General features: G+C 64.5%; 21 protein-coding genes. 7 read left to right on the top strand and 14 right to left on the bottom strand.

The genetic code is table 11. The features are described 5' to 3' along the window. Positions 1 to 54: 54 nt before the first annotated feature. Positions 55 to 1,416, bottom strand: coding sequence for a serine protease (locus tag NLM32_RS00340; RefSeq protein WP_254127182.1), 1,362 nt, complete (start codon positions 1,414 to 1,416; stop codon positions 55 to 57). A gap of 214 nt (positions 1,417 to 1,630) precedes the next feature. On the opposite strand from NLM32_RS00340, the gene NLM32_RS00335 reads away from it, so the two are divergent. Next, a complete protein-coding gene (locus NLM32_RS00335; protein ID WP_254127180.1) occupies positions 1,631 to 2,434 on the top strand; it encodes a molybdopterin-synthase adenylyltransferase MoeB in 804 nt (267 codons plus the stop codon). A gap of 6 nt (positions 2,435 to 2,440) precedes the next feature. On the opposite strand, the gene NLM32_RS00330 is transcribed toward NLM32_RS00335, so the two are convergent. Further along, a complete protein-coding gene (locus NLM32_RS00330) occupies positions 2,441 to 3,448 on the bottom strand; it encodes an aldo/keto reductase (protein WP_254127178.1) in 1,008 nt (335 codons plus the stop codon). Positions 3,449 to 3,565: 117 nt separating this feature from the next. Between NLM32_RS00330 and NLM32_RS00325 the strand changes: the two genes are divergently transcribed. Then, positions 3,566 to 4,477, top strand: coding sequence for a LysR family transcriptional regulator (locus NLM32_RS00325; RefSeq protein ID WP_254127173.1), 912 nt, complete (start codon positions 3,566 to 3,568; stop codon positions 4,475 to 4,477). A 135-nt stretch (positions 4,478 to 4,612) separates the two neighbouring features. Here the strand turns inward: NLM32_RS00325 and NLM32_RS00320 are convergent, their stop codons facing one another. Next, complete coding sequence (locus NLM32_RS00320; protein WP_254127172.1) at positions 4,613 to 5,614, bottom strand: D-glycerate dehydrogenase; 1,002 nt, start codon at positions 5,612 to 5,614, stop codon at positions 4,613 to 4,615. A gap of 315 nt (positions 5,615 to 5,929) precedes the next feature. On the opposite strand from NLM32_RS00320, the gene NLM32_RS00315 reads away from it, so the two are divergent. After that, positions 5,930 to 6,463, top strand: coding sequence for an SH3 domain-containing protein (locus NLM32_RS00315; protein ID WP_254127171.1), 534 nt, complete (start codon positions 5,930 to 5,932; stop codon positions 6,461 to 6,463). A 68-nt stretch (positions 6,464 to 6,531) separates the two neighbouring features. On the opposite strand, the gene irrA is transcribed toward NLM32_RS00315, so the two are convergent. Then, positions 6,532 to 7,023 carry an iron response transcriptional regulator IrrA gene (irrA, locus tag NLM32_RS00310; protein ID WP_283047396.1) on the bottom strand — a complete coding sequence of 164 codons (492 nt, stop codon included), beginning with the start codon at positions 7,021 to 7,023 and terminating at the stop codon, positions 6,532 to 6,534. 347 nt (positions 7,024 to 7,370) lie between these two features. Here irrA and fabA point away from each other — a divergent pair, with 347 nt between their 5' ends. The 3 genes from fabA (at position 7,371) to fabI (ending at position 10,131) form a co-directional block, all read left to right on the top strand. Continuing rightward, entirely contained in the window at positions 7,371 to 7,892 is a 522-nt protein-coding gene (fabA, locus tag NLM32_RS00305; protein WP_254135172.1) for a bifunctional 3-hydroxydecanoyl-ACP dehydratase/trans-2-decenoyl-ACP isomerase, read from the top strand. 40 nt (positions 7,893 to 7,932) lie between these two features. Next, entirely contained in the window at positions 7,933 to 9,156 is a 1,224-nt protein-coding gene (gene fabB / locus NLM32_RS00300; protein ID WP_254127170.1) for a beta-ketoacyl-ACP synthase I, read from the top strand. A 174-nt stretch (positions 9,157 to 9,330) separates the two neighbouring features. Beyond that, positions 9,331 to 10,131 (top strand): enoyl-ACP reductase FabI, encoded by an 801-nt coding sequence (gene fabI, locus NLM32_RS00295; protein WP_254127168.1) that lies wholly within the window; start codon positions 9,331 to 9,333, stop codon positions 10,129 to 10,131. A gap of 113 nt (positions 10,132 to 10,244) precedes the next feature. Here fabI and NLM32_RS00290 read toward each other — a convergent pair whose 3' ends face one another. From NLM32_RS00290 to NLM32_RS00280, 3 genes are all read right to left on the bottom strand, one after another. Beyond that, positions 10,245 to 10,841 carry a glutathione S-transferase family protein gene (locus NLM32_RS00290; RefSeq protein WP_254127166.1) on the bottom strand — a complete coding sequence of 199 codons (597 nt, stop codon included), beginning with the start codon at positions 10,839 to 10,841 and terminating at the stop codon, positions 10,245 to 10,247. 144 nt (positions 10,842 to 10,985) lie between these two features. After that, on the bottom strand, positions 10,986 to 11,444 hold the full coding sequence (locus NLM32_RS00285) for a GNAT family N-acetyltransferase (RefSeq protein WP_254127164.1): 459 nt from the start codon (positions 11,442 to 11,444) through the stop codon (positions 10,986 to 10,988). 7 nt (positions 11,445 to 11,451) lie between these two features. Further along, entirely contained in the window at positions 11,452 to 12,378 is a 927-nt protein-coding gene (locus NLM32_RS00280; protein ID WP_254127161.1) for a hydrogen peroxide-inducible genes activator, read from the bottom strand. Positions 12,379 to 12,492: 114 nt separating this feature from the next. Here NLM32_RS00280 and katG point away from each other — a divergent pair, with 114 nt between their 5' ends. After that, entirely contained in the window at positions 12,493 to 14,652 is a 2,160-nt protein-coding gene (gene katG, locus NLM32_RS00275) for a catalase/peroxidase HPI (protein WP_254127159.1), read from the top strand. A 113-nt stretch (positions 14,653 to 14,765) separates the two neighbouring features. Here the strand turns inward: katG and pnp are convergent, their stop codons facing one another. From pnp to nusA, 7 genes are all read right to left on the bottom strand, one after another. Beyond that, on the bottom strand, positions 14,766 to 16,928 hold the full coding sequence (gene pnp, locus NLM32_RS00270) for a polyribonucleotide nucleotidyltransferase (RefSeq protein ID WP_254127157.1): 2,163 nt from the start codon (positions 16,926 to 16,928) through the stop codon (positions 14,766 to 14,768). A gap of 378 nt (positions 16,929 to 17,306) precedes the next feature. Continuing rightward, entirely contained in the window at positions 17,307 to 17,576 is a 270-nt protein-coding gene (gene rpsO / locus NLM32_RS00265; RefSeq protein ID WP_018644188.1) for a 30S ribosomal protein S15, read from the bottom strand. 2 nt (positions 17,577 to 17,578) lie between these two features. Next, positions 17,579 to 18,697 carry a tRNA pseudouridine(55) synthase TruB gene (truB, locus tag NLM32_RS00260; protein ID WP_254127155.1) on the bottom strand — a complete coding sequence of 373 codons (1,119 nt, stop codon included), beginning with the start codon at positions 18,695 to 18,697 and terminating at the stop codon, positions 17,579 to 17,581. Further along, a complete protein-coding gene (rbfA, locus tag NLM32_RS00255; protein WP_212328080.1) occupies positions 18,694 to 19,125 on the bottom strand; it encodes a 30S ribosome-binding factor RbfA in 432 nt (143 codons plus the stop codon). Before rbfA ends, truB begins: the two co-directional genes overlap by 4 nt. 156 nt (positions 19,126 to 19,281) lie before the next feature. Next, positions 19,282 to 21,963 carry a translation initiation factor IF-2 gene (infB, locus tag NLM32_RS00250; protein ID WP_254127153.1) on the bottom strand — a complete coding sequence of 894 codons (2,682 nt, stop codon included), beginning with the start codon at positions 21,961 to 21,963 and terminating at the stop codon, positions 19,282 to 19,284. 69 nt (positions 21,964 to 22,032) lie between these two features. Next, the gene (locus tag NLM32_RS00245; RefSeq protein WP_254127151.1) at positions 22,033 to 22,716 is read right to left on the bottom strand and encodes an RNA-binding protein; all 684 of its coding nucleotides are present in this window, start codon (positions 22,714 to 22,716) and stop codon (positions 22,033 to 22,035) included. Between the two features lie 23 nt (positions 22,717 to 22,739). Next, positions 22,740 to 24,350, bottom strand: coding sequence for a transcription termination factor NusA (gene nusA / locus NLM32_RS00240; protein WP_254127149.1), 1,611 nt, complete (start codon positions 24,348 to 24,350; stop codon positions 22,740 to 22,742). Between the last annotated feature and the right edge of the window lies 1 nt (position 24,351).

The following is a 24,351-nucleotide window of genomic DNA, read 5'->3' as shown; positions in this document are numbered from 1 at the left end:
GGCATTTCATGCCGCACCGCGTCCGGGACACGAGAGTTGTGATTGTCGCCCGGCTTACTTCCGCACGCAGATCACGCGCACGACGGCGGCTTTCGCATCGGTCGACGTGCCGTTGGCGGTGACGGCGTTCGCCTTCAGGAAATCGCGCACCGTCTCCGCAGCGACCATGACCGATTGCGACGCGGGCACGGATGCTGCAGGTCCTGCGACCATCGCCGGCTTCAGCAGTGCGACGCCTGCAAACTTGCCGTCGCCGTCGATGGCCGGGCTGCCGGAGAAGCCGACGGCGGGTGGTGGGGACAGCACAGAATCGCCGCCGCCAAGCGATGCCAGCGCGCCCTTGACGCTCGACACACCGGTCGCGCCGCCTTGGCTCTGCGGATCGGCGATGCCGACGACATCGACGCTCGTCTTCGCTGCGCCGGTCGCGAGGCTGAGCGGCTTTAGGCCGCGCGCGCCATAGATGTGCAGCAGTGCGAGATCGTGTTCCTTGTCCTCGGCGAGACGATCGGCATTGCCGTAGCCGCCGATGGTGATCGCGAGGCAACTATCGGTGACGAGACGGTCGGCCAGAATCGCGCCGTCGTCGCTGACGACGATGCCGGTGCCGTATTCGACGGTCTTGCGTGGTGGCGGTCCGGCTTGCGGTCCCGTTGGAAACGCGTTGAACGCGCTCGACATCGCGATCACGACCGGCTCGACCGTGTTCTCGGTCGCCTGGTCGTACAAGATCGTCATGATGCGGACTTCGTCGCCCTTGAAGGTGCCGCGCACGTAAAACTTCTTCAGGCCCTGCAATCCCGACAGCACGAAGAAGTCAGGCTTCACCACGGTGTAGTCGACCTTGCGTCCGGCCGGCTCCTTCTTCTCGGCGTCCGCGAGTTTTGCGGTCGTCGGGTTCGCCTCCTTGCGGCGGCTGAGCAGCACCTGCACCGTTCCGGTCGGCGAGCTCCATTTCGAGCCGTTGGCGTCCGTGGCCTGCTGCGGCACCAGCTTCGAGGGAATGCCGAGCCGCGCACCGCTGGTCATTTCTGTCACGATTTTCCAGCCGACGCTGTCCTGCTTGCGCCGTGCGGTTTCGGCGAGCGCGGCGCGCTCCTGCGGATTGAGCACGCCGGTGGGCTTGCCGCCCTTGGCCTTCTGGTACCCCTTGATGGCGTCGACCATGCGCGAGCTGACGTCGCCGGTGATGGCGCCGTTATATTCGCCGACCCATGCGAGGTCGGACTGGAGCGACAGCCGCTCGGCCTGCGCCATCCCGTCCGCGGTTTCCGACGGCGTTTGCAGGGCGGGCGGCCTGATCGGAACGGTCTGGACCACTTTCGGCTTGGTGCCGGGGACCTGTGGCGTCGTCATCTGGGCGCCGGCGCCTGTGGCAGACGCCAACATCAGTGTTGCCGCAAGCATCGATCTCATGACAAATCCAGCCAGCCCATTGAACGCGCTGCCATTGAAGCACATCTCGTTGGTCGCGAACAATGTTGAGGTGGTTCAGGTGTTGACCCTCATCCTGAGGAGCCGCGAAGCGGCGTCTCGAAGGATGAAGGCCGGGCTGCCGCAGCGGGGCCTGCATGGTTCGAGACGGCGCAGCGCGCCTCCTCACCATGAGGGTTGAGAGGAACGTACGACGATGCTGAGCCCGGACGAACTCGAACGCTATGCCCGCCATATCGTGCTGCGCGATGTCGGCGGCCCCGGCCAGGCCGCGCTGAAGCGCGCCTCTGCGCTGGTGATCGGCGCCGGCGGGCTCGGCGCGCCGGCTCTGATGTATCTGGCTGCCGCCGGTATCGGAACGCTCGGCGTGGTCGATTGCGACGTCGTGTCGCTGTCGAATCTCCAGCGCCAGGTGATCCACACGACGCCCGACATCGGCCGGCACAAGGTCGAGAGCGCGGCGGAACGGATCGCGGCGCTCAATCCGCATGTCCGCTTCGTCGGCCATGCCACCTGGCTCAATGCCGACAATGCGCTGAGCCTGATCGGCGACTATGACCTCGTGCTCGATGGGTCCGACAATTTCTCGACGCGCTATCTGGTCTCGGATGCCTGCTTCTTCGCGAAGCGACCGCTGATCACGGCGGCGCTCGGCACCTTCGACGGCTCGCTCACCACCATCCGCGCGCACGAGACGAACGAGCGGGGCGAATTCAATCCGACCTATCGCTGCCTGTTTCCGGAGGCGCCGCCGCCCGGCACCGTGCCGGCCTGTGCCGAGGCCGGCGTCATGGGCGCGCTCGCGGGCGTGATGGGCTCGATGATGGCGCTGGAGGCGATCCGCGAGATCGTCGGCTTCGGCGACGGCCTGGTCGGCCGCCTCCTGATGATCGATGCGCGCGCGATGCGCTTCGAGACGCTGCGTTACGCGCGCGATCCGGCCAATCCGCTCAATGGCGACGGGCCTGTGATCACCGATCTCAGCACCCATCGCACCTGATCGCCGTTATTTGCCGGCCGGCTTCTCGCTATCGAGATGCGCCATCTGCTCGGCCGCATAGCGCGTGCCGGCGGCGACATTCGGCGGGAAGGCCTTTGCCAATGCGGCCAGATGCGCCGGCGTCAACGTCACCTTGGTCGATCCAAGCGCTTCGCTGAGGCGGTTGCGGGTACGCGCGCCGACCAGCGGCACGATCTCCCTGCCCTGGGCTGCGACCCAGGCGATTGCGACCTGCGCCGGCGTTGCACCGATCTCGCCGGCGATCGTCCGCAGCTGTTCCACCAGCGCGAGATTGGCGACGAGGTTCGCGCCCTGAAAGCGCGGCGTCATCAGCCGGTAGTCGCGGCCGGTCTTGCCTGATTCTTTCGACCAATGACCGCTGATGAGGCCGCGCGCCAGCACACCATAGGCGGTGATGGCGATGCCGAGCTCACGGCAGGTTTCCAGGATGTCGCGCTCAATGCCGCGCTCGATCAGCGAATATTCGATCTGGAGATCGACGATCGGATGCACCGCGTGCGCGCGGCGGATGGTGTCGGAGCCGACCTCGGACAGGCCGATATGCCTGACGTAGCCAGCCTTCACGAGATCGGCGAGACCACCGATCGTCTCCTCGATCGGAATGCTGGGATCGAGCCGCGCCGGCCGGTAGACGTCGATGTAGTCGGTGCCGAGGCGTGGCAATGAATAGGCCAGAAAATTCTTGGTCGCGGCCGGCCGCGTGTCCATGCCGATGAAATCACCGGCGGGCCCGCGCAGCGCGCCATACTTCACGCTGATCTGCACTTTTTCGCGCGGCACGTTCGCCAGTGCTTCGCGCAGCAGCATCTCGTTGTGACCCATGGCGTAGAAATCGCCGGTGTCGAGCAGTGTGATCCCTGCATCGATCGCGGCATGAACCGTGGCGATGGCCTCGCCGCGATCGGCGGGGCCGTAAACCTCGGACATACCCATGCAGCCGAGGCCGAGGGCGGAGACGTTGGGGCCGGTCGAACCGAGTTTGCGCTGTTCCATGATGGCTCTCCTCAAGAGCGGCGGCCGATGGCGCCGCGTGACGACGCCAGATATGCGCCTGGTCGATTGCCGCGATAAGCTGGACAATGCGGAATAGCTTGTTCACATTAGCGAACAATGGCTGATCCCGACCTGCGCGATCTCGACGCCTTCGTGGCGGTCGCCCGCACCCGCAATTTCCGGCGCGCGGCGGTTGAAATCCGCGTGTCGGTGTCGAGCCTTAGCCAGAGATTGCGGGATCTTGAGGAGCGCCTCGGCGTCCGCCTGATGAACCGCACCACCCGCAGCGTCGCGCTGACCGAGGCGGGCGAGCTGTTGCTATCGCGGGTGGCGCCGGCGCTGCGCGACGTCGGCGATGCCCTGGATCAGGTGCGTGGCCTGCGCGAGGTCGCCTCGGGCCGCCTGCGCATCAACGCGCCGCCGCCGGCGGTTGATCTCGTGCTGGCGCCGATGGTCGTTCCATTCCTGCAGGCCCATCCGCAGGTCGACCTCGATATCGTCTCCGAGAGCGGCTTCGTCGACATCGTCAGCGGCGGCTACGATGCCGGCGTGCGCTATGGCGAGCATCTCGCGCAGGACATGGTGGCGATCCCGCTCAGCGGCCCGCAGCACTATGTCGTCGTCGCATCGCCCGATTATGTCGCGCGGCGTGGCAGGCCAAAACATCCGAAAGATCTGCTCGATCATGATTGCATTCGCGCGCGCTATTCGAGCGGCGTCATGCATGATTGGGAATTCGAAAAAGCCGGCCAGATCGTGAAGGTCGATCCGCCTGCAAAACTGATTTCGACGAACATGGGTCTTGCGATGCGTGCCGCGCTTGGCGGCGCCGGCATCTGGGCTAGCCTCAATGGCTATGTCGGCGATGCCGTCAAGTCCGGCGCACTCGTCAGCCTGATGGAAGATTGGTGCGAGCCGTTCCCCGGCCCGTTCCTGTATTATCCCAGCCGGCGCCAGGTGCCGCCGGCGCTACGTGCGTTTATCGATTTCGTCGCGGATTGGCGCAAGCGAAATGGGCTGCGCTCTTAGACCCTCATGGTGAGGAGGCGCGAAGCGCCGTCTCGAACCATGCAGGCCGAACTCTCGCCCGCGGCCATCCTTCGAGACGCGCGTTCCGCGCTCCTCAGGATGAGGAGCGAGGGCTTGCTGCGCAGTAAAGCTGCTTCACAGCATGCTCGGCAGCACGCGATCCGGCGGCTTGTGGGCGTCGAGGAAGGTGCGGATGTTGATGATCACCTTCTCGCCCATCTCGACGCGGCCTTCGATCGTGGCCGAGCCCATATGCGGCATCAGCGTCACCTTGCCGGCCTTCGCAAGCCGCACCAGCTTGGGATTGACCGCCGGCTCGTGCTCATAGACGTCGAGGCCGGCGCCGCCGATCTCGCCACCTTCGATCAGCTTGATCAGCGTGTCCTCGTCGGTGACTTCACCGCGCGCGGTGTTGACGATGTAGGCGTCCTTGCGGATCAGCTTCAGCCGGCGCGCCGAGAGCAGGTGATAGGTCGCCGGCGTGTGCGGACAGTTCACCGAGATGATGTCCATCCGCGCCAGCATCTGGTCGAGGCTTTCCCAATAGGTCGCACCAAGCTCTTCGGCGATCTTCGGCGCGACGGGACGGCGGTTGTGATAGTGGATCTGCAGGCCGAACGCGCGGGCGCGGCGCGCGACCGCCTGGCCGATGCGGCCCATGCCGATGATGCCGAGGCGCTTACCGCCGATGCGGTGGCCGAGCATCCAGGTCGGTGACCAGCCCGCCCAGGGTTTTCCCTCCGTCAGCACCGAGGCGCCCTCGATCATCCGGCGCGGCACGGCCAGGATCAGCGCCATGGTCATGTCGGCGGTGTCTTCGGTCAGAACCTTCGGCGTGTTGGTGACCGTGATGCCGCGGGCATGCGCAGCCTCGACGTCGATATTGTCGACGCCGTTGCCGAAATTGGCGATCAGCTTCACCTTGCAGTCGGGCTGATTAACGATGTCGGCGCTGATGTGATCGGTGACCGTCGGAACCAGAATGTCGGCGGTGCGCGCGGCTTCCGCAATCTGCTCGGCCGACATCGGTGTGTCGTCGAGATTGATGCGTGCGTCGAACAGTTCGCGCATCCGGGTCTCGATCGAGTCCGGCAGCTTGCGCGTCACCACGACGAGGGGCTTTTTCTTCACCGACATGTCCTGCCCTCATGAGGCGTTGCAGGCCGCCTTTGTCGCCAAAGGCTCGCTGTTGAGGCCTCATTAACCCGGTTGTTCGACACTGCCTTGGCCGTGTCGTCCCCGGCGTTTCCTTCAAGCTGTTCCCCCACTTTCCGGCCGGAAAATCGGGGCAAACTGGTTGTTCAGATGTCCGTCCTCTCTAGCAGAAGGCCGGGCCAAGACAAGTTGGCTTCAGGAGCACCCCGCATGGGGCGGGAGAGGGGATTGCGCGGCAATGTTTGGAGTTTGGGGTGAGGGCCCGGTTGAGCCGGTTCCTCGACAGGAGACGGGTTGATGGCGTTGGGGCGTTTTTGTTCGGTGATGGCGCTCGTTTGCACCTGGTTGAGCGCTTCGGTCAGCCCCGGGCATTCGGCGAAGGATGCCGCGACGCCCCAGACCGCCAGCGGCCTTCCGGTGCCGCGCTATGTCAGCCTCAAATCCGATCACGTCAACGTCCGCGCCGGCCCGACCAAGGACAATGACGTGGCCTGGGTCTACACCCGTTCCGGTCTGCCGGTCGAAATCACCGCCGAGTTCGAGAACTGGCGTCGGGTGCGCGATTCCGAGGGCGCCGAGGGCTGGGTCTATCATTCGCTGCTGTCGGGCCGCCGCACTGCGGTGGTCACCATGAAGAACAAGGACGACCTCGCGCCGATCTATGACCGCGCCGATCCCGATAGTGCGGTGGCCGCGAAACTCCAGGCCGGCGTCGTCACGACCGTGAAAAAGTGCACCACAAGCTGGTGCCACGTCACCGGCAACGGCTTTGACGGCTGGATCCAGCAGGAGCGCCTCTGGGGCGTCTATGCGGACGAGCAGGTGAACTGACGGCCTGAAACGACAATGGCCGGGACGAAGCCCGGCCATGACGATCAGATCAGCAGCTGAGGACGACCTCAGCGCTTCTTGCGCAGGCGCACGACCATGTCGATGCGCGCGATCTCGTAACCTTCCGGCACCTCCGGCATCTTGGACAGCGCCAGATGCGGATCCTCGATATCGACCAGCTCGTGGCTGTTCTCGAGGTAATAATGGTGGTGCGTGGTGACGTTGGTATCGAAATAGGTCTTGGTACCGTCGACGCTGACCTGACGCAGCAGGCCGGCATCGGTCAGCTGGTTCAGCGTGTTATAGACGGTCGCGAGCGAGACCGGGACCTTGGCCAGCGTCGCTTCCTCGTAGAGCATTTCGGCCGTGAGGTGGCGCGCACCCTTGCCGAACAGCAGCCAGCCGAGAGCCATGCGCTGGCGCGTGGGGCGCAGGCCGGCGGACTGGAGCATTTCATTGACGTCGTGCCAGGGGCAGCCGGTCAGGGCCGGCTGACGGCCGGACAGAAGGGCCGCCACCTGGGCGTCCTCGTCGTGATGGGTGGCGTTGTTTTCGCTCATTTCCAGAATTCGGGCACGCGTGAACACTTATCTATCTGCAATATATGGACAGATAGATGCAGATGCAAGTTTCTCGCAACTAGAGTGGTTCTAATCAGCCGAGGAACCGGGCCGCGCCACCGTCATTTTACCTTCATGGGACCGCTTTGCCACCCGAAAGGCCTGTGTTAGAGAGCGCGCGGTTCCGCTTAACCGATTTTGGCGCAGCCGGGCATTGAGGCCCGGCCGGCAGTCCATCCGGCTCGGATTTGCGCCTGACGATGGCAATTGGCGTTGCATTCCGAACGAAACGGGGCCCATTTTTGCCAGAAACGCCGCTCAATCGGGGTTCAAACAGAGGCTTCCGCATGCTGAACAGGCGCAATGGTTACGAATACGAAGATCTGCTGGCATGTGCCCGCGGTGAGATGTTCGGCCCGGGCAATGCCCAGCTGCCGCTGCCGCCGATGCTCATGTTCGATCGCATCACGGAAATCAGCGACAATGGCGGCGAGTTCGGCAAGGGCGTGGTGCGCGCCGAGCTCGACGTGAAACCCGACCTCTGGTTCTTCGGCTGCCACTTCAAGAACGACCCCGTGATGCCCGGCTGCCTCGGCCTTGATGCGCTGTGGCAAATGGTCGGCTTTTATCTGGGCTGGACCGGAGGCGAAGGCCGTGGCCGCGCGCTCGGCCTGAACGAATTGAAGTTCAGCGGCCAGGTGCTGCCCGAGGCCCGCAAGGTTGTGTACAACGTCGATATCAAACGCGTGATGCGTTCAAAGCTCGTGCTCGGCATTGCCGACGGATGGCTTTCGGTCGACGACCAGATTATTTATCGCGCCAAGGATCTGAAGGTCGGCCTGTTCAAGCAGGGCGTGAACCTGGGCTAACGCGCATCATCAAGAAGACAACGATAGAGGCGAGGCTGTCATGAGGCGGGTTGTGGTCACCGGGATGGGTATCGTCTCGTCGATCGGAAACAACACCCAGGAAGTGCTTTCGAGCCTTCACGAGGCGAAGTCGGGCATTTCGCGGGCTGAGAAATACGCCGAGCTCGGCTTCCGGTCGCAGGTCGCGGGCGCGCCGACGCTCGATCCTTCGACGGTGGTCGACCGCCGCGCGATGCGCTTCCTCGGTCAGGGCGCGGCGTGGAATCATGTTGCGATGGAGCAGGCGATCCAGGACTCCGGTCTGTCGCCTGACGAGGTCTCCAACATCCGCACCGGCATCATCATGGGCTCCGGCGGTCCCTCGGCGCGCACCATCGTCGAGTCCGCCGACATCACCCGCACCAAGGGACCGAAGCGCGTCGGTCCGTTCGCCGTGCCGAAGGCGATGTCGTCCACGGCATCGGCGACGCTCGCGACCTGGTTCAAGATCAAGGGCGTGAACTATTCGATCTCCTCTGCCTGCGCGACGTCGAACCACTGCGTCGGCAACGCCTACGAGACGATCCAGATCGGCAAGCAGGACGTCGTCTTCGCCGGCGGTTGCGAGGAGCTCGACTGGTCGCTGTCGGTGCTGTTCGACGCCATGGGCGCGATGTCCTCGAAATACAACGACACGCCCGCCACCGCTTCGCGGCCCTACGACCTCAATCGCGACGGTTTTGTCATCGCCGGTGGCGCGGGGGTCCTCGTGCTGGAAGAGCTCGAGCACGCCAAGGCGCGCGGCGCACGCATCTACGGCGAGATCGTCGGCTATGGCGCGACCTCGGACGGCTACGACATGGTCGCGCCGTCGGGTGAAGGCGCCGAGCGCTGCATGCGCATGGCGATGTCGACGGTGAAGACCAAGGTCGACTACATCAACCCGCACGCCACCTCGACGCCGGCAGGCGATCCGCCGGAAATCGACGCGCTCCGCCGCGTGTTCGGCGCCGGCGAGAAGTGCCCGCCGATCTCGGCCACCAAGGCGCTGACCGGCCACTCGCTCGGCGCGACCGGCGTGCAGGAGGCGATCTACTCGCTGCTGATGATGAACAACGGCTTCATCTGCGAGAGCGCGCACATCCAGGAGCTCGATCCTGTGTTTGCCGACATGCCGATCGTGCGCAAGCGGATCGACAACGTCAAAATCGGCACCGTGCTGTCGAACTCGTTCGGCTTCGGCGGCACCAACGCCACGCTGGTGTTCAGCCGGCTGGATGTGTGACGACGTTGTTGCGGAATTGCTGGTAGTTTTCGTCATGGCCGGGCTCGTCCCGGCCATCCACGTGTTGGCTACTGGCTTCGACAGAACGCGGATGCCCGGGACATAGGCGAGCGAAGCGACGCCGTCCTTCAGACGGCTATGCCCGGGTAACGGAGAGCGGAGAGTAATTGAGACATGGAAGGTTTGATGCAAGGCAAGCGCGGTCTGATCATGGGCATCGCCAATGATCATTCGATCGCCTGGGGCATGGCGAAGATGCTGCATGCTCACGGCGCCGAGCTCGCCTTCACCTTCCAGGGCGAAGCGCTCGGCAAGCGCGTCAAGCCGCTGGCGGAATCTCTCGGTGTCGAACTCGTGCTCCCCTGTGACGTCGAGGACATCGCCAGCGTCGATGCCACCTTCGACGTGCTGCGCGAAAAATGGGGCAAGCTCGACTTCGTCATCCACGCGATCGGCTTTGCCGACAAGAACGAGCTGAAGGGCCGCTACGCCGACACCAGCCGCGAGAATTTTTCGCGTACCATGGTGATCTCCTGTTTCTCGTTCACGGAGGTGGCAAAGCGTGCGGCCGATCTGATGACGGACGGCGGCAGCATGATCACGCTGACCTTCGGCGCCTCCGAGCGCTCGATGCCGAACTACAACGTGATGGGCGTGGCCAAGGCGGCACTGGAAGCTTCAGTGCGCTATCTCGCCTCCGATTTCGGACCGCGCGGCATCCGCGTCAACGCGATCTCGGCGGGCCCGATCCGCACGCTCGCCGGCTCCGGCATCGGCGAAGCGCGCGCGATGTTCGCGTTCATGCAGAAGCACTCGCCGCTCCGCCGCGGCGTCACGCTCGATGAGCTCGGCGGCTCGGCGCTGTATCTGTTGTCGGATCTCTCCGGCGGCGTGACCGGCGAAATCCACTATGTCGATTCCGGCTACAACATCGTCCTGATGCCGCGACCGGACGATTTGAAGGCCCCGGAGTAGAACTCCGCAGGGTGGGCAAAGGAGCGCAAGCGACGTGCCCACCATTTCTCAATCATTGCGCACAGAACGTGGGCAGGGCGCGTTGCGCCTTTGCCCACCCTACGACAGTTGGTCTAACCCGCCGCGATCTTCTCCGCGCGCTGGAACGCCGGCCGCGCCATGCAGCGCGCGATGTAGGCGTCGAAGGCCGGGCGCGTCGGCACCATCTTGAACAGGCGCACCGCAAAGTTCAGGCCCGCGCCGATCGTGATGTCGGCCGCGGAAAAGTCCTCGCCGAGAATCCACGGGCCCTTGTCGAGCGCCGCTTCCAGCACGTCGAACACCTGTGTCGCGCTGCCCCAGGCGGCGGTCGAGGTCGGTACCTCGATCTTGGTGAAGATCTGGATGATCGCGGGCTCGATGCAGCTCGGCGAGAAGAACAGCCATTGCAGATAGCGTGCGCGGCGCGGATCGGTCACACCAGGCGCGAGCTTCGTCTCGGGATATCGGTCGGCGATATAGGCGCAAATCGCGGCGGCTTCACCGAGCGCGGCGTCGCCGTCGCTGAGCGCCGGCACCTTGCCCATCGGATTGACCTTCAGATAGTCCGGCGCCTTCTGCGCGCCCGTCGAGATATCGGTCAGCACGCGCTCATAGGGTAGTCCGCTCTCTTCCATCAGCCAGAGCGTCGAGAACGAGCGCGAGCGGGGCGACCAATAGAGCTTGATCATGGCGGGGAACCTTCCGTGGGCGAGAGGCGGGTGAGGGCTCATTCATTGCGTGTTCGCCCCGAAATCGCAACGCACTACGTCTAGGCGAATGCCACGCCCGGAAGCCGACATCTTGGTCAACGCGCTAGGTTGACGACAGTGTTTTCACGAACTGGGCCGCTTCCACCGGTAGTATTTCATCATGAAGCCGTTCGATGGCTCGAGCTCTTCCTTCTCGAACACAAAGCCCTCGCGTTCGTACCAGCGCCACGCCTTCTCGTTCTCGCGAATGCAGCGCAGATACATTTCATCCGGCATCTGCGTGCGCGTAAAGGCGAGCAGCTTCCGCCCGAGCGATTGCCCCTGATAGGCGGGGCCGACGAACAGCATATCGAGATAGAGCTTTGGCAGATGCAGCGCGAGCATTGCGGCGATGGTGCCGTTGTCGTCGGCGACGAACAGGCTCCAGCCGTCCTCGATCTCGCGGCGGATGCGCGCGCGCAGGTTTGCCAGCAGGAATTCGCTCGCCTCGGCGAGCCCGGTCGAGACCCAGCTTTCCATCCAGACGCGTCCGATCTCGTCATATTCCTCACTGCGAGCGGGACGAATGATCGGATCGGACATTGGTGCCTCAAGCCCTCTGGTTGCGCGTGGCCTGCCGCGGGCGCGCCTTGCCGGCCGACAGGCACACCACCTCGGAGATCTGGAGCAGCTGCCGCGCCAGCGGGCTGGTCTTGCGCCAGACCATGCCGATGGTGCGCGAGGGCTCGGGGTCGCGGAATCGCGACAGCGAGACCGAGGCCGATCGCGTTTCCACCGACACCGCCATCTCCGGGATCAGGGTCACGCCGATGCCGGCGCTGACCATCTGGACCAATGTCGACAGCGAATTCGCATCAAGCATCTCGCGCGGCGGCGCTGATTGCATGTTGCAGAACGATAGGGCCTGGTCGCGGAAACAATGGCCCTCCTCTAACAGCAGCAGCCGCATCTCCCGCATCATCTCGCGCGACGGCGCTGGGGTGCCCGCATCCGTGCCCGGACGTACCAGCAGGAATTTTTCCTCGAACAGGGCGACCTCGGTGAGCGAGGGTTCGGAGACCGGCAGCGCGACGATGGCGGTGTCGAGCCGGCCTTCGACCAGTTCCTGGATCAGCCGCGGCGTCATCGTCTCGCGCACGCGGATGTCGAGCTCCGGATGCATGCGCGTGAGGTTCTTGGTGATCTTGGGCAAGAGATAAGGCGCGATCGTCGGGATCATGCCGATGCGCAGACGGCCGGCAAAACGGTCCTGCGAGGCGCGGGCGAAATCGCCGAGCTCATCGACCGAGCGCAGGATGTCGCGGACGCGCTGCGCGAGTTCCTCGCCGAACCGGGTCAGCGCGACCTGACGCGCACTGCGCTCCAGCAGCAGCCCGCCGAGCGCCTCCTCCAGTTCCTTGATCTGCATCGACAGCGCGGGCTGCGAGATGGAACAGGCCTCCGCGGCGCGGCCGAAATGGCCATGACGCGCCAGCGCGTCGAAATATCGCAGCTGGCGCAGCGTCAGATTGATCATCAGAAAAACCTATCGCAGCGATCATTAAAGTCAACTTCCCCTGATCGAAGGCGACGCTTAGAGTGGTTCTACCTGGTCAAAGGCGCGAGTTCGACGCCACCAGAGGAGGTATTCATGGACGACTCATCGAAGTGCCCGTTTTCGGGCGGAAAACCCACGCCGGTGAACCGCGACTGGTGGCCCACCAATCTCAGCATCGACATGCTGCACAAGAATTCAGGCCTGTCCGATCCGATGGGCGAGGCGTTCGACTATGCCAAGGAATTCAAGACGCTCGACCTGAACGCGGTCATCAAGGACCTGACCGCCCTGATGACGGATTCGCAGGAATGGTGGCCGGCCGACTTCGGTCACTATGGCGGCCTCATGATCCGCATGGCCTGGCACAGCGCGGGCACCTACCGCATCACCGACGGTCGTGGCGGCGCCGGTGCCGGTCAGCAGCGTTTCGCTCCGCTCAACAGCTGGCCCGACAACGCCAACCTCGACAAGGCGCGCCGGCTGCTCTGGCCGATCAAGCAGAAATACGGCCGCAAGATTTCCTGGGCCGATCTGATGGTGCTCGCCGGCAACGTCGCGCTGGAGTCGATGGGCTTCAAGACCTTCGGTTTCGCCGGTGGTCGCGCCGACGTTTGGGAGCCGGAAGAGCTCTATTGGGGTCCCGAAGGCACGTGGCTGGGCGATGAGCGCTACAGCGGCGAACGCCAGCTCGCCGAGCCGCTTGGCGCCGTGCAGATGGGCCTCATCTACGTCAACCCGGAAGGTCCGAACGGCAAGCCGGATCCGGTCGCCGCGGCCAAGGACATCCGCGAGACCTTCTTCCGCATGGCGATGAACGACGAAGAGACCGTCGCGCTGATCGCGGGCGGCCACTCCTTCGGCAAGACCCACGGCGCGGGCGATCCGTCGCTGGTCGGTCCGGAGCCGGAAGCGGGCGCGCTGGAAGATCAGGGCCTCGGCTGGAAGAGCAAGCACGCGTCGGGTCTGGCCGGTGATTCCATCACCAGCGGTCTCGAGGTGACCTGGACGACGACGCCGACGAAGTGGAGCAACAATTTCTTCGAGAACCTGTTCAACTACGAATGGGAGCTGACGAAGAGCCCGGGCGGTGCGAACCAGTGGACCGCCAAGGGTGCCGACGCGATCATTCCGGATCCGTTCGACAAGTCGAAGAAGCATCGCCCGACGATGCTGACGACCGACCTGTCGCTGCGCATGGATCCGGCCTATGAGAAGATCTCGCGCCGCTTCCTCCAAAACCCCGATCAGTTCGCGGACGCCTTCGCCCGCGCCTGGTTCAAGCTCACGCACCGCGACATGGGTCCGATCGTGCGTTACCTCGGCCCGCTGGTGCCGAAGGAGACGCTGATCTGGCAGGATCCGATTCCGGCGTTGAACCACGAGGTCGTCAGCGATCAGGACATCGCTGCGCTGAAGACCAAGATCCTGGCTTCGGGCCTCTCGGTGTCGGAGCTGGTCTCGACCGCCTGGGCGTCGGCCTCGACGTTCCGCGGCTCGGACAAGCGCGGCGGCGCCAACGGTGCGCGCATCCGTCTTGCTCCGCAGAAGGACTGGGAAGTGAACCAGCCGGCCCAGCTCTCCAAGGTGCTCGGCAAGCTCGAAGCGATCCAGAAGGACTTCAACGCGGGCGCGAAGAAGGTCTCGCTCGCCGACCTGATCGTCCTCGGCGGTTCTGCCGCGGTCGAGAAGGCTGCGAAGGATGCCGGCGTCGATGTGAAGGTTGGCTTCACGCCGGGCCGCATGGATGCTTCGCAGGAGCAGACCGATGCCGCCTCCTTCGCACCGCTGGAGCCGCGGGCCGATGGCTTCCGCAACTATGTCAGCAAGAAGCATCAGTTCCTGAAGCAGGAAGAGGCGCTCGTCGATCGCGCGCAGCTTCTGAAGCTCTCGGGCCCCGAATTGACGGTGCTCGTCGGCGGCCTGCGCGTGCTCGGTGCCAATGCGAACGGTTCGAAGGCCGGCGTCTTCACCGCCAAGGTGGGCACGCTGTCCAACGACTACTTCGTCAACCTGCTCGACATGAGCGCGCAGTGGACGCCGGTTGCCGACGGTTCCTACGAGGCCCGTGACCGCAAGACCAATGCGGTGAAGTGGACCGGCACGCGCGCCGATCTGATCTTCGGCTCGCACTCGCAGCTCCGCGCCTTCGCCGAGGTCTATGCCTCGTCGGATTCCAAGCAGCAGTTCGTGCAGGACTTTGCCAAGGCCTGGACCAAGGTGATGAACCTCGACCGGTTCGACCTCACGGCCTGAGGTTTAACACCTCTCCCCGCTGGGGAGAGGTGAAGAGCCAAGCGGACAGATTTGAACACAAACAAAAAGGGCGGCCGCGAGGCCGCCCTTCGTGTTTTGGGGTCGCGGAGCGATTACTCGCCGGCCGCTTCGCGCGGGGCCTTCTCGCCCTCGCCGCCCTTGTCCTTGCCTTCGAGGTCTTCGCCGGTGGTCTGGTCGACGACCTTCATCGACAGGCGGGTCTTGCCGCGATCGTCGAAGCCGAGCAGCTTGACCTTGACCTTGTCGCCTTCCTTGACGACGTCGGAGGTCTTCTGCACGCGGGCCGAGGCGAGCTGGCTGATGTGAACCAGGCCGTCCTTCGAACCGAAGAAGTTCACGAAGGCGCCGAACTCCATCACCTTGACGACGGTGCCGTCATAGATCTGGCCGACTTCCGGATCGGACGCGATCGACTTGATCCACTTGATCGCGGCCTTCATCGCCTCGCCGTCGGAGGAGGCGACCTTCACGGTGCCGTCGTCCTCGATGTTGACCTTGGCGCCGGTCTTCTCGACGATCTCGCGGATCACCTTGCCGCCGGTGCCGATCACTTCGCGGATCTTGTCGGTGGCGATCTTGAAGGTCTCGATGCGCGGCGCGTATTCGCCGAGCTCGGCGCGGGCGTTGGTCAGCGCCTTGGCCATCTCGCCGAGGATGTGGATGCGTCCGTCCTTGGCCTGGGCCAGGGCGACCTTCATGATCTCTTCGGTGATGCCCTCGATCTTGATGTCCATCTGGAGCGAGGTGATGCCCGCTTCCGTGCCGGCGACCTTGAAGTCCATGTCGCCGAGATGGTCTTCGTCACCGAGGATGTCCGAGAGAACCGCGAAGCGCTTGTCTTCGAGGATCAGGCCCATCGCGATGCCCGCGGTCGGCCGCTTCAACGGCACGCCGGCATCCATCAGCGCGAGCGAAGCGCCGCAGACCGAAGCCATCGAGGACGAACCGTTCGATTCGGTGATCTCCGACACCACGCGCGTGGTGTAGGGGAACTCGTGATGCGGCGGCAGCACCGGATGGATCGCGCGCCAGGCAAGCTTGCCGTGGCCGATCTCGCGGCGCTTGGTGCCGCCGAGGCGACCGGTCTCACCGACCGAGTAGGGAGGGAAGTTGTAGTGCAGCAGGAACGTCTCTTTGTACGTTCCCGACAGCGCGTCGATGTACTGCTCGTCCTCGCCGGTGCCGAGCGTGGTCACGACCATCGCCTGGGTCTCGCCGCGGGTGAACAGCGCCGAACCGTGAGCGCGGGGCAGCACGCCGACTTCGGCGACGATGTTGCGAACGGTCTTGCTGTCACGGCCGTCGATGCGCTTGCCGGTGTCGAGGATGTTCCAGCGAACGATCTTCGCCTCGAGCTCCTTGAACACCGCGCTGATGCGCAGCTTGTCGTATTTCGGCTCCTGCCCTTCGGGGAAATAGTGGGCGATCACCTTTTCCTTGACCTTGCCGACCGCGGCGTAGCGATCCTGCTTGACCGGAATGGCGTAGGCGGAGCGCAGCTCCTGCTCGACGAGGCCGAGCATTTCCTTCTCGAGCGCGGCATTGTCGATGACGGTGACTTCGCGCGGCTCCTTGGCGGCCTTCTCGGCGAGCTCGATGATCGCGTTGATGACCGGCTGGAAGTGGCGGTGACCGAACATCACGGCGCCGAGCATGATGTCTTCGTTCAGCTCCTTGGCTTCCGATTCCACCATCAGGACGGCGTCGGCGGTGCCGGCGACGACCAGGTCGAGCTGGGTGTCGACCATCTCGTCGAGCGTCGGGTTGAGGATGAACTCGTCATTGGCGAAGCCGACGCGGGCGGCACCGATCGGGCCCTTGAAGGGCGCGCCGGACAGGGTCAGCGCAGCCGAGGAGGCCACCAGTGCGACGATATCAGGATCGTTCTCCATGTCGTGCGACAGCACGGTGGCGATCACCTGGGTCTCGTTGCGCCAGCCGTCGACGAACAGCGGACGGATCGGACGGTCGATCAGGCGGGAGACCAGCGTCTCCTTCTCGGTGGGACGGCCCTCGCGCTTGAAATAGCCGCCGGGAATGCGGCCGGCTGCGTAGGTCTTTTCCTGGTAGTCGACGGTCAGCGGCAGGAAGTCGACGCCTTCACGCGGCGACTTCGCGGCGACGACGGTGGCGAGCACCACGGTCTCGCCATAGGTGGCGATGACGGCGCCGTCGGCCTGGCGAGCGATCTTGCCGGTTTCGAGCTTGAGAGGGCGTCCGCCCCAGTCGATCTCGACTGAATGCTTATTGAACATAGAGGTCTTCTTTCATGGGTTCTCGAAAGAAGGGACGGCTCGAAAAACAAAAACCATGTCAAGATTGCAGGACGCTGATCGGAGCGGGCGATCAGCGTCCTGCGATCCTGCCATGGTTTTTGGATGTCGGATGGCGTCCATCCTTTCGGGGTCATACGGGCACCTTGCCCGTTGCGCCCAGCCGCCGGATTGCTGCTGGACTGTCAGTCAGCACGAACGCGAACACCGAACCGCGGTCTTCGCTGATCGTGCCCCGGATGCGAAGCATCATTGGCCCGCACCGGACGCACGCGTGAGCCTCGATCAAAAACCTAAAAGCAAACGCTTTGGCTCGAACTCACGCGCAAAAACGCGCGCCGGTGGCGCGCGCAAGAGCTCTTAACGACGAATGTTGTGCTTCTCGAGCAGCGCCTTGTACCGCGCTTCGTCCCGCTTCTTGAGGTAGTCGAGGAGCGAGCGGCGGGTCGAGACCAGCTTCAAGAGGCCACGACGCGAATGGTTGTCCTTCACGTGGGTCTTGAAATGGTTGGTCAGGTTGTTGATGCGTTCCGACAGGATCGCGACCTGAACCTCCGGCGAGCCGGTGTCGCCGGCTTTGGTGGCATTCGTCTTGATGACTTCCGCTTTACGTTCTGCGGCAATCGACATCGTCAATTTCTCTCGTTGCGACCGGTTGAGGCAGTCAAGCCGGTCAGGTTGAACACACGCTTGGGGATGATTTCGCCGTTGCCGACTTCAGCAAGCGCCAAAAGACGGCCTGCTACCGTGACATAGACTGTGCCGCTACTTGTGGGCGCATCCCGTCCGCGCAACAAAACGGCCTGGCCCCGGTGGAGCCTTGCCGCATCAGCCCGAGTGACGGCCAGTGCCGGGATGTCGTCCAGCGCGGTCTCAACGGGCATCAGCGCGTCGGCGAGGCTTCCCTCACCGGACGCGGCTCTATCGCACAAAGCCTCCAGCTGATCCAGCGGAATCATGTCATTTTCGCCAAATGGGCCGACCAGGGTCCGCCGCAGCGCGCAGATATGGCCGAAAGTGCCGAGAATCCGGCCCATATCGCGGGCCAATGCCCTGACATAGGTTCCCTTGCCGCATTCGGCCTCGAACACGGCTCGGTCGTTATCTGGTTGATCTACAAGGGTTAAATGATGAATCTCGACCGGGCGGGGCGCCAGCTCCACGACCTCGCCGTCGCGTGCGAGGTCATAGGCCCGCTCGCCCTGGACCTTGATCGCCGAATAGCGCGGCGGAACCTGCTCGATCACCCCGGTGAAACGGGGCAGCAGGGCTTCGATGGCCTCGCGGGTCGGGCGCTGGTCCGAGGTCGCAGTGACCTGGCCTTCGATGTCGTCGGTGTCGCGCTCCGCGCCCCAGCACACCGTGAAGCGGTAGCGCTTGCGGCCGTCCATGACGAAGGGAACCGTCTTGGTGGCTTCGCCGAGCGCAATCGGCAGGCCGCCAGAGGCGAGCGGGTCGAGCGTGCCGGCGTGGCCCGCACGCTTGGCGTTGAACAGACGCTTGAGCACGGCAACGGCCTGCGTCGAGGTCATCCCGATCGGCTTGTCGAGCACGACCCAGCCGTGCACGTCGCGCCGGTCGCGGCGCGGCTGATTGCCCTTCTGCTTGCCCGCGCGCGGATCGTTGTTGACCCGACGCGCCTCCTGATGCGGCTGAGCATTGCCGCCGACATCTGCAAAATTATTTTGCTGCATGTCGCGGGTATCGGCCTCGTCGCTGCCGATCGTGCCGTGAGCCGGGTCCATCATCATTGCTCTTCTTCCCGATCCGAATCCGGATCCTGTTCCAAATCCTTTTGCACCGCAGGCGTTCGCAAAAGCTTCTCGATCCGTTCCGCTTCGTCGAATCGTTCGTCGACGCGGAAACGAATATCAGGTGCAAATTTCAGGTTAACGCGCCGCGCGACTTCGCCGCGCAGGAATTTCTTGTTGCGATCGAGCGCAGTGATGACGAGCTCGGTATCGCGGCCACCAAGCGGCATCACGTAGATTGTCGCGAGCTTCAGGTCGGGCGACATCCGCACCTCCGGCACGGTGATGATGTGACCTTCGAGGTCCGCATCATGCACGCTGCCTTGCGCCAGAATCTCGGCTATCGCGTGGCGAACCTGCTCGCCGACGCGCAGCTGACGCTGCGAGCCGCCGGGCGCGGAACTTTTCTTCTGATGATGGCGCGGCATAGTCGAAAATCACCTCGTCGTGCCCGCGTATGGGACACGAGCATTGTCATTTGTCCTGCTGGAACGAATGGGGCGTGGATGGCCGGAAAAAATCCGGCCATCTCACTCCCGCTATTTCAGTTCAAAAAGATCCGGGCGCTTCGGTAAGATTTGGACTTACAGGGAGCGCTGGATCGTCTCCACGCGATAACACTCGATCACGTCACCGGCACGCATGTCGTGATAGTTCTCGAAGGCCATGCCGCATTCCTGACCGGACTGGACTTCCTTCACTTCGTCCTTGAAGCGCTTCAGCGTCGACAGCTTGCCTTCGTGCACGACGACGTTGTCGCGGATCAGGCGCACATTGGCGCCGCGTTCCACGGTGCCGTCGGTGACGCGGCAGCCGGCAACCTTGCCGACCTTGGAGATGTTGAAGATCTCCAGGATCTCGGCGTTGCCCAGCATGGTTTCGCGCAAGGTCGGCGCGAGCAGACCGCTCATCGCCTTCTTCACGTCGTCCACGAGGTCGTAGATGATGTTGTAGTAGCGGATCTCGATGCCGTTGCGCTTGGCTGCCGCGGCGGCTTCCTTGTTCGCACGGACCGAGAAGCCGATGATCGCGGCGTTGAAGCCTTCTGCGAGCGTCACGTCGGATTCCGAGATGCCGCCGACGCCGGCATGCAGGATGCGGGCGGCGACTTCGTCGGTGCCGAGCTTCTCGAGCGAGCCGAGGATCGCTTCCAGCGAGCCCTGCACGTCGGCCTTGACGATCAGCGGGAATTCCTTGCGGCCCGCCGTCTTCAACTGCGACATCATCTGCTCGAGCGAGCCGCGCATGCCGGAGATCGAGGCAGCCGCGTTCTCGCGCTTCTGGTGCGCTCGGTAGCTGGTGACCTGACGGGCGCGGGCTTCGTTCTCGACCACCGCGAGACGATCGCCGGCTTCCGGCGGACCGTTGAAGCCGAGCACTTCGACCGGCACTGAGGGACCGGCTTCCTGCACCGTCTCGCCCTGATCGGAGATCAGCGCGCGGACACGGCCCATTTCGGCGCCGGCGACGATGATGTCACCGACACGCAGCGTGCCGCGCTGGACCAGCACGGTCGCGACCGGGCCACGGCCGCGATCGAGCTTGGCTTCGATCACGGTGCCTTCGGCCGGACGCTCCGAATTGGTCTTGAGGTCGAGGATTTCGGCCTGGAGCGCGATCATCTCGAGCAGCTTGTCGAGATTGGTCTTGTTCTTGGCGGATACTTCGACGTCGACGACATCGCCGCCGAACGATTCCACCTGCACCTCGTGCTGGAGCAGCTCGGTGCGCACGCGCTCGGGCTTGGCATCGGGCTTGTCGATCTTGTTGATGGCAACGATGATCGGCACCCGCGCCGCCTTGGCGTGGTTGATGGCTTCGATCGTCTGCGGCATCACGCCGTCATCGGCCGCGACCACCAGCACGACGATGTCGGTGACCTTGGCGCCGCGGGCGCGCATCGCGGTGAACGCGGCGTGGCCGGGCGTGTCGATGAAGGTGATCTTCTTGCCGCTCTCGGGCGAGACGACCTGATAGGCGCCGATATGCTGGGTGATGCCGCCGGCTTCGCCGGACACCACGTTGGCATGGCGGAGCGCGTCGAGCAGCGAGGTCTTGCCGTGGTCGACGTGGCCCATGACGGTGACGACCGGAGAGCGGGTCTCGGTGTCGGTGGAATCGTCGACGGCGTCGAACAGGCCTTCTTCAACGTCGGACGCGGCAACGCGCTTGACGGTGTGGCCGAGCTCTTCGGCGATCAGCTGCGCGGTGTCGGCATCGATCACGTCGGTGATCTTGTGCATCGCGCCCTGCTTCATCAGCATGCGGATGACGTCGACCGCGCGCTCGGCCATGCGGTTGGCGAGTTCCTGAATGGTGATCGCTTCCGGAATGATCACCTCGCGGATCAGCTTTTCCTTCGGCTCGTTCGAGACGTGGCCCTTCAGGCGCTGGGTGCGTCGGCGGAACGAGGCGATCGAGCGCTCGCGCACCTCGTCGGCATTGAGCGCGGTGACGACGGTCAGTCGGCCGCGCTCCTTCTGCGGGCCAGGCTTATGGGTCGGCTTGGGCGCGACCACAGGACGCGCGGCGCCGCCGGGACCGCGACGGATCTGGCGCGGACCGTCATCTTCGTCGGGGCCGGCTGCGACGCCGGGCGCACGAGCCGCTGGGACACCCTGCCGCGGCGCGGTAGTTGCCGGACGGGCGGTCGTCGTTGCCGCAGGCCGCGCCGTGGTCGGCGCGGGGCGCGGAGCGCTGGTCGCCGGGGCGGCCGCTGCAGCGGGACGCGCGGCAGCCGGCTGCTCGCCTTCGCCAAAGCGCTTCTTGGCTTCGGTCTCGGCTTTGCGCTTGGCTTCGTCCTCGTGACGGTGACGCTCCTCCTCGGCCTTGCGGCGGGATTCGGCGGCTTCGCGCTCGGCACGTTCGGCGGCCTCGCGAACCGAGCGGCGCTGGGCCTCTTCCTCGGCCTGGCGGCGCTCTTCGACTTCGCGCACCTTGGCGTCCGCGAGCGCGCTGGCGCGAGCGGAACGTTCATCCTCGGTCAGCGTGCGCAGCACGACGCCGGAGCCGGCGTTGCGCGGCGGCGCCGGGCGCGACGGGGCGGGCGCAGGGGCAGCGGGCGCCGGCTTTGCAACAACCGTCGGTGCCTGTGGCTCAGGGGTGCCGTCGATACGGCGCTTGCCACGCTTCTCGACCACGACCTGCTTGCTGCGGCCATGGCTGAAGCTCTGGCGCACAGTGCCCGTTTCGACGCGCGGCTTGAGCGATAGCGTCTTGCTCGGAACGCTCAGCTTCTTGTCGTCAGGGGTCTTGGTATCAACCATTCAGCAGTCCTAATCCTGATTTATCAGTGTTGTGCGTTGCCGCACCGTCTTATCGGGTCGTCGTTATCTTCAGAAATCCTGGCCGGGCTTTTCGGCAGTCTTGTCAGCGTCCGCCATCCGGTATCGGACCAGCATCTGGCTACGTGACAGGAATGACTTGCTCGCCGGGCCCGCGAGCAGGGCAGCATGTATCACATTTGACCGGGTAAGTGCCAAATCCAATTCTATCGATTTCAGGGCCGTAACGACGGGAATCTGCGGCTCGGCACCGCGATTTCCGGCATTTTGACGCGCCAGCATGTCCAATTTGCGGATTCCGTCCGCGGCCCCGTCGCTGGCGTGGATCAGGACCTCGACCGTACCTTCCCGCAGGGCGCTCTCGACCTTGCCGAAGCCGGCAACGATCTGGCCCGCCTTGGCGGCAATCCCAAGGGCCTCGGTCACGCTCCGAACCAGGAGCGCATCGATGTCGTCGGGAAGCGTCGGGGGAATGCGCAGGTCGCGCTTGAAGGCTTTGGTAAATTGGTGACGACGGACGGCTTCCGCAACCACCCGTCGCGATGCCGTGACCCACATGCCCCGTCCGGGCAGTTTGCGCTTGAGATCGGGAACTATGTCGCCTTGCGGCGATACGACGAAGCGGATCAGCTCGTCGATCGGCCGGATCTCGCGGCTGACAGCGCACATGCGCATGGTCGCGGACCTTTCGGCCCGCGGTCCATGGTCAAGGTCGGTGTCAGTGCTGGCAAGCATCCGGGCGACATTCTCCTTTGCCCTTAAGCCGGCTGATCTTCGGTCGCGTCGGCCTCTTCGGCCGGCTTGGCGAGGTCAGCCTCGGTGATCCAGCCGGCCTTGACGCGGGCCTGCATGATCATGGCTTCCGCATCGTCGCGCGAGATGCCGAGGCCGTCGAGCGCGCCGGCGAACTTGGTCTGCTCGCCGCCTTCCTTGCGCTCGGTCCAGCCGACCAGATCGTCGGTGGCGCAGCCCGCGAGGTCCTCGACCGTCTTGATGTCGTTCTCGCCGAACTTCACCAGCATCTTCGAGGTGACGCCGGGCACGTCCTTCACGGCGTCCTCGACGCCGAGTTCCTTGCGGCGGGCCTCGATCTCGGCTTCCTGCTGATCGAGATATTCGCGGGCGCGGTTCTGGAGTTCCTGTGCGGTCTCCTCGTCGAAACCCTCGATCCCGGCGAGCTCCTTGAGGTCCACCATCGCGAGTTCCTCGACCGAGGTGAAGCCTTCGGAGGCGAGCAGCTGGCCAACCACCTCGTCGACATTGAGCGATTCCATGAAGACGCGGGTGGAGTTCTCGAAGTCGGCCTGGCGGCGCTCCGATTCCTCCTGCTCGGTCAGGATGTCGATGTCCCAACCGGTGAGCTGCGAGGCGAGACGGACGTTCTGGCCGCGGCGGCCGATCGCCAGCGAAAGCTGGTTGTTGGTGTCGGGCACCACGACCTCGATGCGCTCGCGGTCCTCGTCGATGACGACCTTGGAGACTTCGGCCGGCGCCAGCGCGTTGACCACGAAGGTCGCGATGTCGGGCGACCAGGGAATGATGTCGATCTTCTCGCCCTGCAGTTCGTTCACGACGGCCTGCACGCGCGAGCCGCGCATACCGACGCAGGCGCCGACCGGATCGACCGAGGAATCGCGGGAAATCACGCCGATTTTCGCGCGCGAGCCCGGATCGCGGGCAACCGCCTTGATCTCGACGATGCCGTCATAGATCTCCGGCACTTCCTGCGCGAACAGCTTCGCCATGAACTGCGGATGGGTGCGGGACAGGAAGATCTGCGGACCGCGGGTCTCGCGGCGGACGTCGAAGATGTAGGCGCGGACGCGGTCGCCGTTGCGGAACACTTCGCGCGGCAGCATCTCGTCGCGGCGGATGATGGCTTCGCCGCGGCCGAGATCGACGATCACGCTGCCATATTCGACGCGCTTGACGACGCCGTTGACGATGTCGCCGATGCGGTCCTTGAATTCCTGATACTGCCGGTCACGCTCGGCCTCGCGCACCTTCTGCACGATCACCTGCTTGGCCGACTGCGCGGCGATGCGGCCGTATTCGAGCGGCGGCAGGGTGTCGGCAATGGTGTCGCCGACCTGGGCGCCGGGATTGGCGCGCTGTGCGTCGACCAGCGAAATCTGGTTGGAATGATTTTCGACCTTGTCGACCACCAGCATGTGGCGCGACAGCCGCAGCTCGCCCTTCTTCGGGTCGATCTCGGCGTGAACGTCAGTCTCGCTGCCGTAACGGGCCCGCGCAGCCTTGGCGATGGCATCTTCCATCGCCGCGATGACGATGCCGCGGTCGATCGATTTCTCGCGGGCGACGGCGTCGGCGATCTGGAGCAATTCAAGTCGATTGGCGCTGACTGCCATG

Source organism: Bradyrhizobium sp. CCGUVB14, assembly GCF_024199935.1.
Lineage (GTDB): Bacteria > Pseudomonadota > Alphaproteobacteria > Rhizobiales > Xanthobacteraceae > Bradyrhizobium.
The sequence above is the reverse complement of the archived record's forward strand: the minus strand, read 5'-3'. Positions and strand labels throughout refer to the sequence as shown.

Excerpts from the sequence above, each read along its gene's own strand:
- pnp (WP_254127157.1), bottom strand. The coding sequence starts at position 16,928 with ATGTTCAATAAGCATTCAGTCGAGATCGACTGGGGCGGACGCCCTCTC.
- NLM32_RS00330 (WP_254127178.1), bottom strand. The coding sequence starts at position 3,448 with ATGGAACAGCGCAAACTCGGTTCGACCGGCCCCAACGTCTCCGCCCTC.
- NLM32_RS00315 (WP_254127171.1), top strand. The coding sequence starts at position 5,930 with ATGGCGTTGGGGCGTTTTTGTTCGGTGATGGCGCTCGTTTGCACCTGG.
- katG (WP_254127159.1), top strand. The coding sequence starts at position 12,493 with ATGGACGACTCATCGAAGTGCCCGTTTTCGGGCGGAAAACCCACGCCG.
- irrA (WP_283047396.1), bottom strand. The coding sequence starts at position 7,023 with ATGAGCGAAAACAACGCCACCCATCACGACGAGGACGCCCAGGTGGCG.
- NLM32_RS00325 (WP_254127173.1), top strand. The coding sequence starts at position 3,566 with ATGGCTGATCCCGACCTGCGCGATCTCGACGCCTTCGTGGCGGTCGCC.
- NLM32_RS00280 (WP_254127161.1), bottom strand. The coding sequence starts at position 12,378 with ATGATCAATCTGACGCTGCGCCAGCTGCGATATTTCGACGCGCTGGCG.
- NLM32_RS00285 (WP_254127164.1), bottom strand. The coding sequence starts at position 11,444 with ATGTCCGATCCGATCATTCGTCCCGCTCGCAGTGAGGAATATGACGAG.
- nusA (WP_254127149.1), bottom strand. The coding sequence starts at position 24,350 with ATGGCAGTCAGCGCCAATCGACTTGAATTGCTCCAGATCGCCGACGCC.
- fabB (WP_254127170.1), top strand. The coding sequence starts at position 7,933 with ATGAGGCGGGTTGTGGTCACCGGGATGGGTATCGTCTCGTCGATCGGA.
- fabA (WP_254135172.1), top strand. The coding sequence starts at position 7,371 with ATGCTGAACAGGCGCAATGGTTACGAATACGAAGATCTGCTGGCATGT.
- NLM32_RS00335 (WP_254127180.1), top strand. The coding sequence starts at position 1,631 with ATGCTGAGCCCGGACGAACTCGAACGCTATGCCCGCCATATCGTGCTG.
- NLM32_RS00320 (WP_254127172.1), bottom strand. The coding sequence starts at position 5,614 with ATGTCGGTGAAGAAAAAGCCCCTCGTCGTGGTGACGCGCAAGCTGCCG.
- infB (WP_254127153.1), bottom strand. The coding sequence starts at position 21,963 with ATGGTTGATACCAAGACCCCTGACGACAAGAAGCTGAGCGTTCCGAGC.
- fabI (WP_254127168.1), top strand. The coding sequence starts at position 9,331 with ATGGAAGGTTTGATGCAAGGCAAGCGCGGTCTGATCATGGGCATCGCC.
- truB (WP_254127155.1), bottom strand. The coding sequence starts at position 18,697 with ATGATGATGGACCCGGCTCACGGCACGATCGGCAGCGACGAGGCCGAT.
- NLM32_RS00245 (WP_254127151.1), bottom strand. The coding sequence starts at position 22,716 with ATGCTTGCCAGCACTGACACCGACCTTGACCATGGACCGCGGGCCGAA.
- NLM32_RS00340 (WP_254127182.1), bottom strand. The coding sequence starts at position 1,416 with ATGAGATCGATGCTTGCGGCAACACTGATGTTGGCGTCTGCCACAGGC.
- rpsO (WP_018644188.1), bottom strand. The coding sequence starts at position 17,576 with ATGTCGATTGCCGCAGAACGTAAAGCGGAAGTCATCAAGACGAATGCC.
- rbfA (WP_212328080.1), bottom strand. The coding sequence starts at position 19,125 with ATGCCGCGCCATCATCAGAAGAAAAGTTCCGCGCCCGGCGGCTCGCAG.
- NLM32_RS00290 (WP_254127166.1), bottom strand. The coding sequence starts at position 10,841 with ATGATCAAGCTCTATTGGTCGCCCCGCTCGCGCTCGTTCTCGACGCTC.